The 15,679-nt window shown below is 70.9% G+C and carries 14 protein-coding genes; 4 read left to right on the top strand and 10 right to left on the bottom strand.

Going from position 1 to position 15,679, the window contains the following annotated elements; translation table 11 throughout:
• Positions 1-79 precede the first annotated feature (79 nt).
• From ACFVWW_RS00730 to ACFVWW_RS00695, 8 genes are all read right to left on the bottom strand, one after another.
• Entirely contained in the window at positions 80-1,417 is a 1,338-nt protein-coding gene (locus tag ACFVWW_RS00730; RefSeq protein ID WP_386875058.1) for an ABC transporter substrate-binding protein, read from the bottom strand.
• A 58-nt stretch (positions 1,418-1,475) separates the two neighbouring features.
• Positions 1,476-2,357, bottom strand: a complete 882-nt coding sequence (locus ACFVWW_RS00725; protein WP_386875056.1) for a PmoA family protein — start codon at positions 2,355-2,357, stop codon at positions 1,476-1,478.
• Positions 2,354-3,505, bottom strand: coding sequence for a Gfo/Idh/MocA family protein (locus ACFVWW_RS00720; RefSeq protein WP_384327456.1), 1,152 nt, complete (start codon positions 3,503-3,505; stop codon positions 2,354-2,356). Before ACFVWW_RS00720 ends, ACFVWW_RS00725 begins: the two co-directional genes overlap by 4 nt.
• Positions 3,502-4,407, bottom strand: a complete 906-nt coding sequence (locus ACFVWW_RS00715) for a carbohydrate ABC transporter permease (protein ID WP_384180233.1) — start codon at positions 4,405-4,407, stop codon at positions 3,502-3,504. Before ACFVWW_RS00715 ends, ACFVWW_RS00720 begins: the two co-directional genes overlap by 4 nt.
• Positions 4,404-5,354 carry a carbohydrate ABC transporter permease gene (locus ACFVWW_RS00710; protein WP_384180235.1) on the bottom strand — a complete coding sequence of 317 codons (951 nt, stop codon included), beginning with the start codon at positions 5,352-5,354 and terminating at the stop codon, positions 4,404-4,406. Before ACFVWW_RS00710 ends, ACFVWW_RS00715 begins: the two co-directional genes overlap by 4 nt.
• Positions 5,355-5,432: 78 nt before the next feature.
• Entirely contained in the window at positions 5,433-7,154 is a 1,722-nt protein-coding gene (araD, locus tag ACFVWW_RS00705; protein ID WP_384180237.1) for an L-arabinonate dehydratase, read from the bottom strand.
• Positions 7,151-8,062, bottom strand: coding sequence for a dihydrodipicolinate synthase family protein (locus tag ACFVWW_RS00700; RefSeq protein WP_386875053.1), 912 nt, complete (start codon positions 8,060-8,062; stop codon positions 7,151-7,153). The genes araD and ACFVWW_RS00700 overlap by 4 nt, the downstream gene beginning before the upstream one ends.
• Positions 8,059-8,703: a GntR family transcriptional regulator gene (locus tag ACFVWW_RS00695; protein WP_386875051.1), complete on the bottom strand. Its 645-nt coding sequence runs from the start codon at positions 8,701-8,703 to the stop codon at positions 8,059-8,061. The genes ACFVWW_RS00700 and ACFVWW_RS00695 overlap by 4 nt, the downstream gene beginning before the upstream one ends.
• Before the next feature lie 382 nt (positions 8,704-9,085).
• On the opposite strand from ACFVWW_RS00695, the gene ACFVWW_RS00690 reads away from it, so the two are divergent.
• The gene (locus ACFVWW_RS00690) at positions 9,086-10,432 is read left to right on the top strand and encodes a 6-phospho-beta-glucosidase (protein ID WP_384180243.1); all 1,347 of its coding nucleotides are present in this window, start codon (positions 9,086-9,088) and stop codon (positions 10,430-10,432) included.
• Between the two features lie 367 nt (positions 10,433-10,799).
• Positions 10,800-11,999: a hypothetical protein gene (locus ACFVWW_RS00685; protein WP_384180245.1), complete on the top strand. Its 1,200-nt coding sequence runs from the start codon at positions 10,800-10,802 to the stop codon at positions 11,997-11,999.
• A 48-nt stretch (positions 12,000-12,047) separates the two neighbouring features.
• On the opposite strand, the gene uppS is transcribed toward ACFVWW_RS00685, so the two are convergent.
• On the bottom strand, positions 12,048-12,836 hold the full coding sequence (gene uppS / locus ACFVWW_RS00680) for a polyprenyl diphosphate synthase (RefSeq protein ID WP_384180247.1): 789 nt from the start codon (positions 12,834-12,836) through the stop codon (positions 12,048-12,050).
• A gap of 148 nt (positions 12,837-12,984) precedes the next feature.
• Here uppS and ACFVWW_RS00675 point away from each other — a divergent pair, with 148 nt between their 5' ends.
• Together ACFVWW_RS00675 and ACFVWW_RS00670 are read left to right on the top strand one after the other, a co-directional pair.
• The gene (locus ACFVWW_RS00675) at positions 12,985-13,974 is read left to right on the top strand and encodes a squalene/phytoene synthase family protein (RefSeq protein ID WP_384180249.1); all 990 of its coding nucleotides are present in this window, start codon (positions 12,985-12,987) and stop codon (positions 13,972-13,974) included.
• Positions 13,975-14,134: 160 nt separating this feature from the next.
• Positions 14,135-14,884 carry a glucose 1-dehydrogenase gene (locus ACFVWW_RS00670; RefSeq protein WP_386875048.1) on the top strand — a complete coding sequence of 250 codons (750 nt, stop codon included), beginning with the start codon at positions 14,135-14,137 and terminating at the stop codon, positions 14,882-14,884.
• A gap of 72 nt (positions 14,885-14,956) precedes the next feature.
• Here ACFVWW_RS00670 and ACFVWW_RS00665 read toward each other — a convergent pair whose 3' ends face one another.
• Positions 14,957-15,616 (bottom strand): TetR/AcrR family transcriptional regulator, encoded by a 660-nt coding sequence (locus tag ACFVWW_RS00665; RefSeq protein ID WP_386875046.1) that lies wholly within the window; start codon positions 15,614-15,616, stop codon positions 14,957-14,959.
• Positions 15,617-15,679: the final 63 nt, after the last annotated feature.

Here is a 15,679-nt window from a genome sequence, read left to right as displayed (position 1 = left end):
TCGGCGCCCGTCAGAGGGCCGGCGGCGGGGCGCGACCAGGAAGGAAGTCCGCCGCCGGCCCGGTCGGGCGACCGGCGGGTCAGCTCTTGTTCTGCTCCTTCCACTCCGCCTGGGCCGCGTTGAGCTCCTCGGCGACCTTGTCCGCGAACTCCTTCGCCGTCATGTCGCCGAGGAGCACCTTCTGGAAGTTCGGCTCGTTGCCGCTCTTGCTGATGGTGTTCCAGTCGGGCAGGTAGTACGGCAGATTGACGATCTTCGTCGAGCCGTCGCTGAGCGCCTCCATCGCGGCGCCGGTCGGCTCGGCCTGCTGGATCCAGGTGTCGGCGGCGGCGTCGATGTTGGCGGGTATGGAGCCCGCGGACGCGTTCCACGCGCTGTTCGACTTGTGAGAGGCGGCGAACTCGATGAGCTTCCAGGCGGCCGCCTTGTTCTTGCTGTTCTTGAACAGACCGAGACCGTCGACCGGGTTGGAGACCTGGACGCGCGAGCCGTCCTCCTGTGTCGGGAAGGGAAGACCCTTGAACTTCTCCGGTCCCAGCGCCTTCACATGGTCCTGGTACGAGGCGAGATTGTGGGTCAGCATGCCGATCGAGCCGTTGTCCCACTGGGCGACCATCTTGATGAAGTCGTTGTTGACGTCGGCGGACGGCGTCACCTTCTTGTACAGGGCGGCGTACTTCTCCAGGGCCGCCACGTTCCTCGGGTCGTTGACCGTGGTCTTGTCACCGTTCCAGAAGGACGTGATGCCGGACTGCCCGTACATCGCGTCCATCGCCGGGGCGATGGAGCCCGAGCCGCCGCGAATGGTGTAGCCGAACTCGTTCTTCGCCGCGGCGGTGAGCTTCTCGGCGGCCGCGTAGAACGTCGCCCAGGTGGTGGGCGCCTCCAGACCGGCCCGGGAGAACAGGTCCGTGCGGTACCACAGCGTGCCGTTGTTGGTGGAGGTCGGCACCGAGTACATCTCGTCCCCGCGACCGCCCGCCGCCTTGACGCTTGCCACCAGGGTGGGGACGAGCTTGCCCTTGAGGCTGCTCTCCTCGACACGGTCGCCGACCGGCTCCAGGACGTCCCGTACCACGAGGTTGGAGAGATAGGCGGTGCCGACGCCGCCGACGTCCGGCAGCCCCCCGCCGTCGATCGCCGTGTCGTACTTCGCCTGGACCTGGTCGATCGGAACACCGACGTACTTGACGTCGATGTCCGGGTACGTCTTCTCGAAGTCCTTGATGATCTGCGCCCAGATGTCCCGGCGCTCACCCGTGTTGTTGTCCCAGAGGGTGATCTGTCCCTTGCCGGAGCCCTCGCTGCCGCTCCCGCCGCTTCCGTCGTCACCGCACGCCGTCGCCGTCAGGGCGAGCGCCGCGGTCAAGGAGACGGCCGCGGCCGTCCGTCCTCTATATGCCTTCGAGATCCTCATGGCCGGCTCTTCTCTCTCGGGGTGGTTCATTGCTGGGGTGGATGTCAGGGAGGGGTGGTCAGGCGGTGATACGGGACGCGGCCGCGGCCTCGCGGGCGAGCGCGGCCGCCGCCGGGCGGTCGAGCCTGCCGTCCGCGACGACGGTGACCACGCGCCGGGCGAGACGCGCGCCGGCGGGCAGTGGCAGCCGGCGCCGCCAGGCGGGCGACGATCCGACCCCGGGATATCCGGCGGTGCGTACGAACCAGGGATCGTCGCGGGTGTCCTCGTCCGCCCCCGCGAAGATCAGGGTCCAGTCCGGTCCGGTGAGCGCCAGCCAGTCCGCGGTGCGCCCGTGCACCGCGTCCTCGCCCGTCGCGTCCTCGGTGAAGGCGTCCGGCGCCGCGTCCGCCGGGCCCGCCCTGGGCGCACGCCAGAAGAATCCGCCGTACCCCGCGCCCGGACGGCCGTTGGTGGCCGGGCTGCCGAAGGACAGGTCCTCGCCCGACACATTGCTCAGCGCCGAGGTGAAGTCGAGGGCCCACGCGTCGCCGGACAGTGCGAGGGCGCGGATCGTGCGCCGCTCGTTGAGCAGTTGGCGTCCTTCCCGCGTCCAGGAGAGCTCCTGCACGCAGCCGTCGTGGTCGCGCGACAGCCAGCCCGTGTGCTCCTGCGTGCCGTGGTTGTCGAGCTCGACGGAGCCCCGGTCGCGCACATAGGTACGTCCGCCCCAGAAGTTGCCGCCCGAGACGTCCGGCACGGCCATGGACACCCCGAGGTGATGCGGATGGTCGGCGGGCCGAAGCTCGGTCACGGTGACACCGCCGAGGGTGCGCACGGGATGCAGATACGGGCGCGGCGAGAGCGTCGCCGGCAGCCGCGGCCGGTACACGTAGTCGGCCACGGGGCGGCCGCCGCAGCACAGCACCGTGATACCCGGGGAATCCGGCGGCCCGCTCATGGCGCGTGCACCGCGGCCGGGGGAACGGCCCAGCCCGCGCCCAGTTCGGAGAAGGTGGAGAGACTCTCGGCGCTTGCCGCGACCAGAGCGTCGATGCCCTTGACGACCCGGCGCGGCGCGCGCTCGCCCTGCGCGCTGTACCAGGCGTCGGCCGGCAGTGGCTCGGGCTGGGGCCCGGTCCTGACGGCCTCGACGATCCGCATGAAGGCACCCGTGCGCGCGGGCGGTACGAGCAGGCGGGCGCCCTCGCGCCGGTGCGCGACCAGGTTCTCCAGCAGATCGGTACGCGGGTGGACGGTCTGGACCGGACCCCGGTTCGCGCGCTGCACCAGCACCCGGTCCTCCTTGTACCAGAAGGTGATCCTGCCGCTGGCCCCGTGGATCATGACGTACGGCTCCCCGGCCCGCTCCGCGCACAGGGTGACCGCGACCGTGATCCGGGTGCCCCTGGCCGTCTCCAGACGCAGACAACTGGTGTCGTCGGCCTCGATGTCGTTGGCCCTGAACTGCTCCAGCTCCACCCCGGCGAGGTCCTCGGCCAGATCGCTGCCGTCGAGGCGCAGCGCGGTGGCCACCGCGTGCGCGAGCGGATTGGTGAGCACCCCGTCCACGACGTCCCGCCCGTTCAGGGTGCGGCGCCCGGCCCAGGGCACGCGCTTGTAGTACGCGTCGTCGCGCACCCAGGCCCCGGCGGCGCCGATCCCGCGCAGCGGGCCGATGGCACCCTCCGCGATCAGCTCTCTTATCGCGTCGACGGCATGGGAGCCGAGCGACTGGAAGCCGACCTGACAGGCCGTGCCGAACTCGTCGAGCCCCGAGAGCAGCCGCTCGTACTCCGCGTACGACGCCGTGGTCGGTTTCTCCAGCAGGGTGTGCACACCGTGGGCGGCGGCGGTCAGCGCCAGAGCGGTATGGGTGTGGATGGGCGTGCAGATGACCGCGATCTGCGCGCCCGTGCGCTCCAGCAGCCCGGCGAAGTCGGCGGACTGCTCGGGGCTGCCGAAACCGGTCAGCTCCTCGGCGGTCAGCGGCTCCAGCTCGCAGATGCCCACGAGCCGTACCAGCCCTGCCTGTTCGAGACGGTGGATGTTGCGCAGATGCGAGCGGCCATGACCACGCGCACCGGCGAGTACGACGCGCAGGCTCATCCCTTCACCGCCCCCGCGCTGAAGCCGGTGATCAGCCCTTTCTGGATGTAGGCGAAGACGATGACGACCGGCACCGCGGAGATCACACCGCCCGCGGCCAGTGCGCCGAAGTCGACACTGTCCGCCCCGATGAGGGTGCTCAGCCCGACCGGGATCGTCTGCTTGTCCTGGTCCATGAGGAACATCAGGGCGAAGAGGAAATGGTTCCAGCTGGCGACGAAGGCGAAGGAGCCGACGGCGATCAGGCCGGGCCGCAGCATGGGCAGCACGATGATGCGGAAGGCCTGTAGCCGCGAGCAGCCGTCCACCCAGGCCGCCTCCTCCAGGGAGTACGGCACATTCTTGATGAAACCGCTGATCAGGATGATCGACAGGGGCAGCTGGAAGACCGTCTCGGCGATGACCACGCTCCCCAGGGAGTTGATCATCTGGAGGTTCTTGAAGATCTGGAAGAGCGGCACCAGCATCAGCGCGCCCGGGATGAACTGCGAGCACAGCAGCGCCAGCATGAACCCCTGCTTGATCCGGAAGTTGAAGCGCGCCAGGGCGTAACCGCCGGCGAGCGCGACCCCCGTCGTACAGATCAGGGTGCAGAGGCCGACCAGCGCGCTGTTCTGAAAGAAGACGGAGAAACTCCGGTCGTTCCAGACCTTCGCGAAGTGCTCAAGGGTGACCGGCCAGGGCACCAGCGAGTCGGAGCCCGCCGGCCGCACGGCGAACAGCAGCATCCAGTAGAAGGGGACGAGGGTGAAGAGCAGATAGAGGCCGAGGGGCAGATAGATCTGCCAGCGCGGCACCTCGTCGAAGGCGCGCTCGCGTTTCCTCCGCCGTACGGGCGGGAGCTGCGGGGGACCGGTCACGGGCTCGGTGTACGTGCCCTGTTCGGTGAGTGCCGCGGTCACTTGTCGTCGCCTCCGAACTTGCTCAGACGCAGATAGAGAATCGAGAAGAAGAGGAGGATCGCGAAGGCGACGGTGGTCAGCGCGGTGGCGTAGCCGAAGTCGTGCGCCTCGAACCCGGTGACCGCGACATAGAGCGGCAGTGTGGTGGTGACACCGGCCGGTCCGCCCTCGGTGAGGGTGAGCAGCAGGTCGACGTTGTTGAACTCCCATACGGCCCGGAGCAGTGTGGAGAGAATGATCGCGTCCTTGAGGTGGGGCAGTGTGATGTGGACGAACTGCCGGAACCTGCTCGCCCCGTCGACCGAGGCCGCCTCGTACAGGTCCCCGGGAATGGACTGGAGATCGGCGAGGATGAGGATCGCGAAGAACGGCACACCGCGCCAGAGTTCGGCCAGTACGGCAGCCCAGAAGACGGTGCCGGTGTCGGAGAGCACCGACGATCCGTATGTGCCGACGCCCGCGTCGGCGAGATAGCGGCCGATGCCCGTCGACGGGTTGTAGAGCAGCAGCCAGATGGTGGTGGTCAGTACGCCGGAGACGGCCCAGGGCGAGAAGACCAGGGCGCGGGCGATGGCACGGCCCACGAAGGTCTGGTTGACGAGGAGCGCGAGCACCAGGCCGAAGGCGAGCTGGAGCGAGACCTCGGTGACGACCCATTTGCCGCTGAAGACCAGGCTGTCCCAGAACAGCGGGTCATCGGTGAAGATCCGTTTGAAGTTGTCGAGGCCCGCGAAGCCGTTGCGCCAGGGCTTGGTGGCGTTGTAGTTCCGCAGGCTGTAGTAGAAGACGCTGAGCATCGGATAGGCGATGAAGCCCAGCATCAGCAGTCCGGCGGGGGCGATCAGCAGATAGGGGAGGCGCCGCGGCGTCGCTCCCGTACGGCGCTTGGGCGCCCTGGGTGCCCGGGGCGGAGCCCCTGATGAGTCCTGCGCCACAGCTGAGGCCATGACTGCTTCTCCGTTCCTAGGGTGAAGCGCTGCATAGTCGGAGTTCGGGGGGAGGGGACAGGGGGGGAGACGCGAATCTCAACCCACGTACGGGTCGGGCACCGTGCCCTGCCTGGCCAGGAAGGCGAAGTCGCAGCCGGTGTCGGCCTGGGTGATCTGCTCGTTGTAGAGGGCGCCGTAACCGCGCTCGTACCGCTCGGGCGGCGGCGTCCACGCGGCCCGCCGCTGCTCCAGTTCCTCGTCCGGCACGTGCAGATGGAGGCTGCGTGCCTCGACGTCCAGGGTGATCGTGTCGCCGGTGCGTACGAGCGCGAGCGGCCCGCCGATGTACGACTCGGGCGCGATGTGCAGGACACACGCGCCGTAACTCGTGCCGCTCATCCGGGCGTCGGAGATCCGGACCATGTCCCGTACCCCCTGCTTGAGCAGGTAGTCCGGGATCGGCAGCATCCCGTACTCGGGCATTCCGGGGCCGCCCTTGGGGCCCGCGTTGCGCAGCACCAGCACATGTTCGGGGGTGATCCCGAGTTCCGGGTCGTTGATGGTCCGCTGCATGGTCCGGTAGTCGTCGAAGACCAGGGCGGGACCGGTGTGCTTGAGGAGGCGCGGTTCGGCGGCGACATGCTTGATGACCGCGCCGTCGGGACAGAGATTGCCGCGCAGCACCGCCACCCCGCCCTCCGGCGCGAGGGGATTCCCGCGCGGCCGGATCACCTCCGGATCGTGGACGAGCGCGCCGTCGAGCTGTTCCCGCAGGGTGGCGTGCGCGACGGTCGGCCGGTCCAGATGCAGCACGTCCGTCAACCGCGACAGGAATCCCGGCAGTCCGCCCGCGAAGTGGAAGTCCTCCATGAGGTACTGCCCGCCGGGACGGAGGTTCGCCAGGACCGGCACGGTGCGGGCGATCCGGTCGAAGTCGTCGAGGGTGAGCCGTACGCCCGAGCGTCCCGCCATCGCGATCAGATGGATCACCGCGTTCGTGGAGCCGCCCAGCGCCAGAACTGTGGCGACCGCGTCCTCGTACGCCTCCCGGGTGAGGAGCTTCGACAGCCTCAGGTCCTGTTCCACCAGGGCGACGACGCGTCTGCCCGAAGCGGCAGCCATCCGGTCGTGCCCGGCGTCGACGGCCGGGATCGACGAGGCTCCCGGCATGGTGACCCCCAGCGCCTCCGCGGCGGCGGTGAGCGTGGAGGCGGTGCCCATGGTCATGCAGTGGCCGGGCGATCTGGCCAGGCCGTTCTCCAGCTCGGCCAGCTCGGCGTCGCCGATCAGCCCGGCCCGCTTGTCGTCCCAGTACTTCCACATGTCCGTCCCCGAGCCGAGGACCTCGCTCCGCCAGTGCCCCGGCAGCATGGGCCCGGCCGGCACGAAGAGGGCCGGCAGGTCCACGCTCGCCGCGCCCATCAACAGCGCCGGTGTCGTCTTGTCGCAGCCGCCCATCAGCACCGCGCCGTCGACCGGATAGGAGCGAAGCAGCTCCTCCGTCTCCATCGCCAGCATGTTGCGGTAGAGCATCGGGGTCGGCTTCTGGAACGTCTCCGAGAGGGTGGAGACGGGGAACTCCAGCGGGAAACCACCGGCCTGCCAGACCCCCCGCTTCACCGCCTGCGCACGTTCCCGCAGATGGACATGGCAGGGATTGATGTCCGACCACGTGTTGAGGATCGCGATGACCGGCTTGCCGAGGTGCTCCTCGGGGAGGTAGCCGAGCTGGCGGGTACGGGCGCGGTGGCTGAAGGAGCGCAGCCCGTCGGTCCCGTACCACTGGTGGCTGCGCAGGTCCTCGGGCCGTACGGTCATATCGACCACTCCGCCACGAGTGCGGCGACGGCCGCTCGCTGTTCCTCGGGCAGCGCGCTGCTCGGCGGGCGGATGTCGCGCAGGCACAGCCCGAGGGCGGCGAGCGCCTCCTTGACCATCGTCACGTTGTCGGCGGACTGCCGGACGGCGCGCAGTTCCTCGAAGGGCCTGATCTGTTCCCAGAGCTTCATGGCGGCCGCGTAGTCCCCGGCGCGCAGCGCGTCCAGCATCCCCAGTGAGACGGCCGGTGCGACATTGACGAGCCCCGAGGTGAACCCGGTGGCTCCGCCGGCGAAGTACGAGGGCGCGTACAGCTCGGCGAGTCCCGCGACCCAGACGAAGCGCTCCAGACCCGCGTCCCGCGCGAAGGCCGCGAAGCGCGCGGCGTCCGGCACGGCGTACTTCGCCCCGATGACATTGGGGCAGAGCTCTCCGAGCCGTGCCAGGCTCTCGCCGCTGAGCTGCGCGTTGCGGATGTACGGGACCACGCCGAGCCCGGGGACCGCGTCGGCGATGGAGCGGTGGTAGTCGATCCAGCCGTCCTGCGACACATAGGGATGGACGGGCTGATGCACCATCACCATCCCGGCGCCGGCCGCGCCGGCGTGCTCGGCCGCGGCCACGGCGGTCGGCACGTCCAGGCCGATCCCGACAAGGATCGCGGCCCGGCCGGCCGCCTCCTCGACGGTCAGCTCCGTGACCGTGCGGCGTTCCTCGGGGGTCAGCGCGTAGTACTCCCCGGTGTTGCCGTTCGGCGTGAGCGTGCGGACGCCGCCGTCGAGCAGCCGGCGCAGCAGAGCGCGGTGAGCCACGGTGTCGAGGGTGTCGTCGGCGGTGAACGGGGTCACGGGGATTGCCACGACATCGGCGAGCGCGTCCCGCAGCGAGGTGAAATCAGGGCTGTTCATATGGGGTCTCCCTCGGGGAACGCTCGCCGCACGAAGTCGGCGATGTGATCGTGCAGGGCCCGGGAGGCGCCGTCGGCGTCACCGGCGAGGGCGAGCCGCAGGATCTCCCGGTGTTCCCCGGCCTCCCGCTTCCACGACGGGACGGCGGACCAGGCGACGGTCGAGACGAGGGCCGCCTGATCGCGCACCTCGTCGAGCATCCGGGCCAGCAGCGGGTTGCCGCAGGGGAGATACAGCGCCCGGTGGAAGTCACGGTTGGCGAGCGAGCGCTCGGCCTGGTCCGCCGCTTCGTCGGCTCTGACCAGGGCTTCCCGCGCGGCGTCCAGCGAGGCGTGGCGGGCGAGGGAGCGCCGCAGCGCCTCCGGTTCCAGCAGCAGCCGTACGTCGTAGACCTCGTGGGCCATGGCGGCGTCGACCGTGCGCACGGTGGCGCCCTTGTACTGGCTCATGACGACGAGGCCGGTGCCGGCCAGGGTCTTGAGCGCTTCGCGTACCGGAGTCTTCGACACCCCGAACTGCGCGGCCAGTTCGGTCTCGACCAGGGCCTGTCCCGGGCTGAGACCGCCGGTGAGGATGCCGTGTTTGATCGCCTCCAGTACGTATTGGGTGCGGGAGGGGATCGGACTCGGGGCGAAGGCCATGGGCGCACTCACATCTCGCGTATCGCGTCTCATATATGACGTACGAAGTACGACGCGATGAAGCTAGGACCGCCTTTATGTTTCGTCAATGCTTCGCGCAGAAGTGATGTGGCGTCACGGGTGACCGACGTGAAGCGCTTCCATCGATCTCCGCAGGTCCGTTGACGTATGGCCGCGTGGCCTATAACTTCTGCCGGAAAGCGCTTACTGTCGAGCCCTCTGGAGACGTCGTCGGGAGCCGATTCCACCGGCGAGGGCGACCGGCCACGAGCTGCTCCTCCGCGCGGGAATGATCGCGTTGACGAGTAGTGTTCGTGAGGTGCCGGCTGGGCACCGCGACCCGTGCCGCACCGGAGGAGACAGGCGTAAAGGTGGTTCAGGCGTGAAGCTGACAATTCTCGGCGGCGGCGGATTCCGGGTGCCGCTGGTGTACGGAGCGCTGCTCGCCGATCATGCCGAGGGCCGCGTCACCCATGTCACCCTCCACGATCTGGACCCCGCCAGGCTCACGGCCGTCGCGCGCGTACTGGCCGAGCAGTCCGAGGGCATTGCCGACGCGCCGGCCGTGACGCACACCACCGACCTCGACGAGGCGCTGCGCGGCGCCGACTTCGTCTTCTCCGCGATCCGCGTCGGCGGGCTGGCGGGCCGCGCGGCCGACGAGCGCATCGCGCTGGACCAGGGGGTCCTGGGCCAGGAGACGGTCGGCGCCGGCGGTATCGCGTACGGACTGCGCACGGTCCCCGTCGCCGTCGACATCGCGCGACGCGTCGCCCGGCTCGCCCCCGACGCCTGGGTCATCAACTTCACCAATCCGGCGGGCCTGGTCACCGAGGCCATGTCCCGCCACCTCGGCGACCGTGTCATCGGGATCTGCGACTCGCCCGTGGGCCTGGGCAGACGCGTCGCCCGCGTCCTCGGCGCCGACCCGGACGAGGCGTGGATCGACTACGTCGGCCTCAACCACCTCGGCTGGCTGCGTGGCCTGCGCGTCGCGGGACGCGACGAACTCCCGCGCCTGCTCGCCGACACCGAGGCCCTCGGCTCCTTCGAGGAGGGCAGGCTCTTCGGTCCCGAGTGGCTCCAGTCCCTCGGCGCGATCCCCAACGAGTACCTGCACTACTACTACTTCAACCGGGAAGCGGTACGCGCCTACCAGGACGCCGAGCAGACGCGCGGCGCGTTCCTCCGCGACCAGCAGGCGCGGTTCTACGAGGAGATGGAGCGGACCGGCACCCCGGCCCTCGCGGCCTGGGACCGTACCCGCGCCGAACGCGAGGCCACGTACATGGCGGCGAACCGCGAGGCGGCGGGCGTCGGCGAGCGGGACGAATCCGACCTGGAGTCCGGCGGCTACGAGAAGGTGGCCCTCGCCCTGATGCGCGCCATCGCCCGCGACGAACGCGCCACGCTCATCCTCAACGTCCGCAACCGCACCACCTTGCGCGTGCTGGACGAGGAGGCGGTGATCGAGGTCCCCTGCCTCGTGGACGCGAACGGCGCCCACCCTCTGTCCGTGGCCCCCCTGCCGGATCACGCCACCGGCCTGGTGTGCGCGGTCAAGGCCGTCGAGCGCGAGGTCCTGGCCGCCGCCGCGAGCGGCTCGCGCACCACCGCGGCCAAGGCGTTCGCCCTGCACCCGCTTGTCGATTCCGTGACCGTCGCCCGCCGTCTCGTCGACGACTACACGAGCGCGCACCCCGGCCTGGCGTACTTGAACCGGCGGTAGGAGATCGGAAGACGGTCCCGGCGATGAGGAAACGCCCGGGCGGCGGGGTGGCCGAGGTTCATCGTCCAGTTGGAGCCACCCGCCCGCTGGTGAGTCTCTCCGCGGGAAGCCCCTGCGCGGCGGCCTCTGCGAGCAGCGTGCGCAGTCTGCCCTGCCATTCCTCGGAGAAGGGCGCCTCGGGCGGCCCGGGGTGTGCGGGCGGCCCCCGGCTCACTGTTTCGGGTGGTGTTCGCCGGCCCGCCGGAACCCCCGGCCCGTATCGGGGCCAGGACCGTTTCCGCCGCGCACCGCCGCGGCGGGATGTCCGGCCGCATGTGCGGAGGTTCTCCCCGGCCGGTGGACCTGGTCAGCGGGATACGCTGCTGACGTGGTGATCACCAGGGAGGACACACGAGCGGGTACCGCGCTGCTGCTCGCGGCCGCGCCGGCGGGCAAGGGCTGTCTCATCGACGCGGCATCCGTACTGCCCGCGCTCGCGGCCGTCCCCCCGAGCACCCTCACCGGCACGGCCGCGGCGACCGTGATCGAACTCGCCGACCCGCTCGACCCGCAGACCGTCCTCACCCGTATCCGCGCCGCGGCCGCCACGGCCGGCCCGCTGTCCCTCTACATCACGGGGCAGTTGCACCTGGACCACAAGCAGCGCCTGGTCCACCTCGCGCTGGCCCGCACGGCCCCGGCGACGCTGCGCTACACCGGCCTGCCCTGGCACTGGCTGGCCGCCGAGCTCAAACTGCGCCGGCCGGGTACCACCACGGTGGTCGTGGATCTGGTGGCCGACGCGGAAGCCTGGCAGCGACTGGGCGCCGAGGGGATCGGCCTCGGCTACGGCACCCGCCTGTACGGGCGCATCGCCCCGCCTCCGCCGCGCCGAACGGTCGCCGCCCCCGCGTACTTGGCGGCGTGCGCGGCGATCTGGCGCAGCGGGGCGCGGCCGCCGCTCACCCAGCTCCACGAGCAGGCCGCCGCGCGCGCCGGGGTCCAGGACGCGCTGCTGCTGGCCTTCGACGCTCCGCCCGTACACCACCTGCCGTTGGACAACGGTGCCGAGCCGGTACGCCATGACCGGCCGCCGGTCATGGCGCCGCCCGGCCCGCCAGCCGGGGCGGAGGCGGAGGCCGAAGGGCCAGGGGCCGATCCGCATCCGGCGATCCTGGCCGCCGCCCGGGCCGGGCGCCACACGGAGGCGGCGTCGATCGCGGCCCTGTGGGAGAGCACGGCGCTGCGCGCCCACGGGCCGGGCTCGATGCAGGCGATCCACTGGCTGGAAGTACGGGCCGATCTCGCCCGCCTCGCCCAGGACGCGGGCCGCAGCTGTGCATTATGGATGGCGGCAGCCGAAGCCCGCCTCGCCTCGCACCAGGCCCCGGATCACGAGGACGTCGAGGCCGCGGTCGACCGCGCCCACCACCAGTGGGAGCAGCTCCATGACCCGGCCCTGGCCCGCTCCCTGGCTCCGGCGCTGACCGCGCTGCGCCGCCGGGTGCCGGGCCGCAGGCGCGGCGCGATCGAGGCGATCCAGCGACAGATCGAGAACGTGCACTCGACTTACGCCGGGCCCGAGTAAGGCGGCTGACGGAGCGTCAGGTCCGCCGCCGGAGCGGAGGCGCCCCGGTCAGTGGCCGCCGAAGCGCCGGTCGCGTCTGCTGTACGCGACCGCCGCCGCCCACAGATCATGACGGCCGAAATCGGGCCAGAGGGTTTCGGTGAACAGAAGTTCGGCGTAAGCGCTCTGCCAGAGAAGGAAGTTGCTGAGCCGCTGCTCGCCGGACGTCCGGATGAAGAGGTCGACATCGGGCAGATCCGGCCGGTACAGATAGCGGCTGAAGGTCTCCGCGTCGATCAGCGCGGGATCGACGCGGCCCGCCGCGCTGTCCAGCGCCAGATGCCGGGCCGCCCGCCACAGTTCGTCGCGGGCCCCGTAGTTGATCCATACGGTCAGGTCCAGCCGGGAGTTGCCCGCGGTCCGTGCCTGGAACGCGTCGAAGCCGACGAGCATGTCCGCGCCCAGGCGTCCCCGCTCGCCCGACCAGGTGACGCGCACACCTCGCTGATCCAGCCAGTCGCCGTGGTCCGTCACGAACGCGCTGATCAGCCGCATCACCTCGCCGACCTCCGTCCGCTCCCGGCGCCAGTTCTCGGTGGAGAAGGCGAAGAGCGAGAGATGCCGCAGTCCGAGCTGCAAGGCGCCGTCGACCGTGTCCAGCACGGCCGCCACCCCCGCCCGGTGCCCGTCGGTGCGCGGCAGCCCGCGCCCGGTCGCCCAGCGGCCGTTGCCGTCGAGCACCACGGCGACATGGCCGGGCAGCCGCCCCTCGGGGATCCGCGGCGGCCCGTCGCCCGGGCGCGGTGACGGAGCACTGGACCGCGCCCGGGGGGCAGCGGGAACAGAAGGGATGACCACGAGCTCACCTTTGCCGGCCGGCGCGTCCACGATCGGACACTTCGGATACTCTCCGTGTCTCGATGGTAACAGCAGGTGCTGATGGGGGTCTTGCGGTGCGCGGTTCGCGGACCGGTGGCCAACTCCCCGCCCGAGCAAGGGAGATCGAATGAACGGCTGGCAGCGCGGACTGACGGAGGCCGGGGTGGGTGACCCCCGGCTGCGCGCGGAGTACACCCGGCAGGCGCGCGGACTGGCCCGGTACGTTCCCGCCCACTACGCGGCTCTGCGGCTGCTGCTGACCCCGGCGACGGCGGTACACGTGGTGGCCGCGATGTCGTTCATGCACACCTGCGACGAACTGCTGGACCGGGACGACCGGGCCCCGGCCGAGCTGCGGGCCGCCCGCTTCGCGGAGTACGAGACGCGGGTGCGGCTGGCGTTGGCGTCCCCCCGGGCTCCCTCGGGCGGCCTCGCGCCGCTGTGGCACACCGCCCGTACCCACCCGCGGCTGGCCGGCTGCGTCGAGGACTTCCTGCGGGCGGCGCCGACCGATCTGTACTTCGCCGGTTTCGAGCAGGAGTCGGACTTCGCGGCGTACGTGGACGGGTACACGCTGCCCGGACTGCTGCTGATCGCCGCCGTGCTCGCCGCTCCGGAGGAGCCCCCGGAGCGGCTGCGGGAGAGCGTCCGGCTGCTGGCCGTACCCGTCCAGCGGATCGATTTCCTGACCGACCTGGCCGAGGACCTGCGAGCCGGCCGGGTCTGCCTGCCGCGCGCGGACCTGCGGGCCACGGAGGTACGGCCCGACGATCTGCGGCAAGGACGCGGCACGGCCCAGGTACGGGCACTGCTGGCGCGCACCGCCGCCAAGTGCTGGGCGGATCTCGCGGCGGCGAAGCGGGCCGTGGCCGGCTTCCCGCCGCTGTACGTGCCCATGGTCGCGGCGCAGCTGGACGTCTACGCCCACCTGCTCCAGCTGGCCGAGGCCCGCGGCCCACGGCTGCTCCGCGCCGGCGTCCGGCCACGGATCCCGGCGGCGGCCGCCATCCTCCTGCGGCACCGAGGACGGACCCGCACGGAAGCTCCCCCGGCCACCAGCCGTCCGTCCCGCCCGGTCACTGCGGCTTCAGCGGGGCGGGACCGCCGTCGAGGGTGATCGGTCCTGCTCACTCAACCCGTCACCGACGTGAACGAGGCCGCCGACCGCATGCGCGGCAGCCTGGCCCGCTCGACAACGCGCCGCGCCCGGCCTCCGAAGCGAAGCGGACATATCGCCTTATCGTTCCAGGCAACCGCCCGCCAGCCTGAGGAGAACCGTGGGACAGCTCGACGGGAAGACCGCGGTCGTGACCGGTGGCACCACCGGGATCGGCCTGGCCGCGGCCCGGCGGTTCGCCCAGGAAGGGGCGCGGGTGTTCGTGACCGGCCGGCGTCAGGCCAGTATCGATGCCGCCGTGGAGGCGATCGGCGCGAACGCCACCGGCGTCCGGAGCGACGCGTCCGATCCGGCGGATCTCGACCGGCTCTACCGGACGGTGGAGAGCGACGGGAACGGCATCGATGTCCTGTTCGCCAATGCGGGCGGCGGCGAGCTCGCGCGACTTGAAGACGTCACCGAGAAGCACTTCGACGACATCTTCGGCCTCAACGTGAGAGGCACCCTGTTCACCGTCCAGAAGGCGCTGCCGCTGCTGAACGAGGGGGCCTCCGTCATCCTCAACGCGTCCATCGCCGGGAGCGTGGGCAGTGAGGCCTTCGGGGTATACGGCGCCTCCAAGGCCGCCGTGCGGTCCTTCGCCCGTACCTGGGCCAACGAGCTGAAGGGCCGCGCCATCCGGGTCAATGCCCTCAGCCCCGGTCCCACCGACACCCCCGGAATCACCGGCCTCGCCGCCGACGAGGAGCAGGCCGCCGAGCTCAGGAAAGCGCTGGTCGGCCAGACGCCCATGGGCCGCATGGGACGGCCGGAGGAAATCGCCGACGCCGTCCTGTTCCTCGCCTCCGACCAGAGCACCTACATCACCGGCATCGAACTGTTCGTCGACGGCGGCAGCAACCAGATCTGACGGCGGGCCGCGCGCCACGGATCCGGCCGGCTTCCCTTTCCGGCGGTACTGCCCGCACTGTCGGAACGCCGCTCAGCTGCCGCGTGCGACCGTGCTCGTGGGGACCGCCGCGCGGATCAGCTGACGCAGCGCGCCGTAGTAGACCTCATGGTCGGACATGCCCGCCAGGACGGCGTCCAGGTGCTCGGTCAGTACGGGAAACCGCGATGGGTCCAGTGGGGCGAGGGCGGTTCGGGTGGCCGCCGTGGCGGCGCCGGGGTGACGGTGGTCGACGAAGCCCGCGCTGCCGAGCGTGAGCAGATACATCCGCCGGTATGTGGCGACCGCGTCCCGCGGGCTCATCCCCGCCGCGATATTGGCGGCGATCTGCGGCTCGGTGAGCCGCGCCAGCAACTCGCGGCCCAGCCACGGACGGGTGCCGCGCAAGGTGGCCAGCCCCGGATGGGCCGTCAGCAGCTGATACAGCGCGCCGAAGCGTGTCTCGGTGGCCCGGGCCCAGTCCGCGTCCGGCGCGATATCGGGCAGCTGCGCGGCCAGGTGGTCGGCACACAGATCGAGAAGCCCCGCCAGGTCGCTGCAACGCCGGAAGATCGTGGCGTGCGAGACCCCGAGACGCTCGGCCACCCCCCGGAAACTCAGTGCGGAGGGACCGTCCTCGTCGATGATCGACAAGGCGGTCCCGGCGATACGGCTGGGGGTCGCCCCCTGAAGAGCGTGTGATTGCCGCGGCATGTGATACAGCGTAACGTACGCTGTATCACAAAACCCGCAAACGCTGCGCCCGCCCGGCCCGGC

It is taken from the genome of Streptomyces sp. NPDC058198 (assembly GCF_042882605.1).
Classification (GTDB): domain Bacteria; phylum Actinomycetota; class Actinomycetes; order Streptomycetales; family Streptomycetaceae; genus Streptomyces.
Note: the sequence above shows the minus strand (reverse complement) of the source record. Positions and strands in the feature narration are given on the sequence as shown.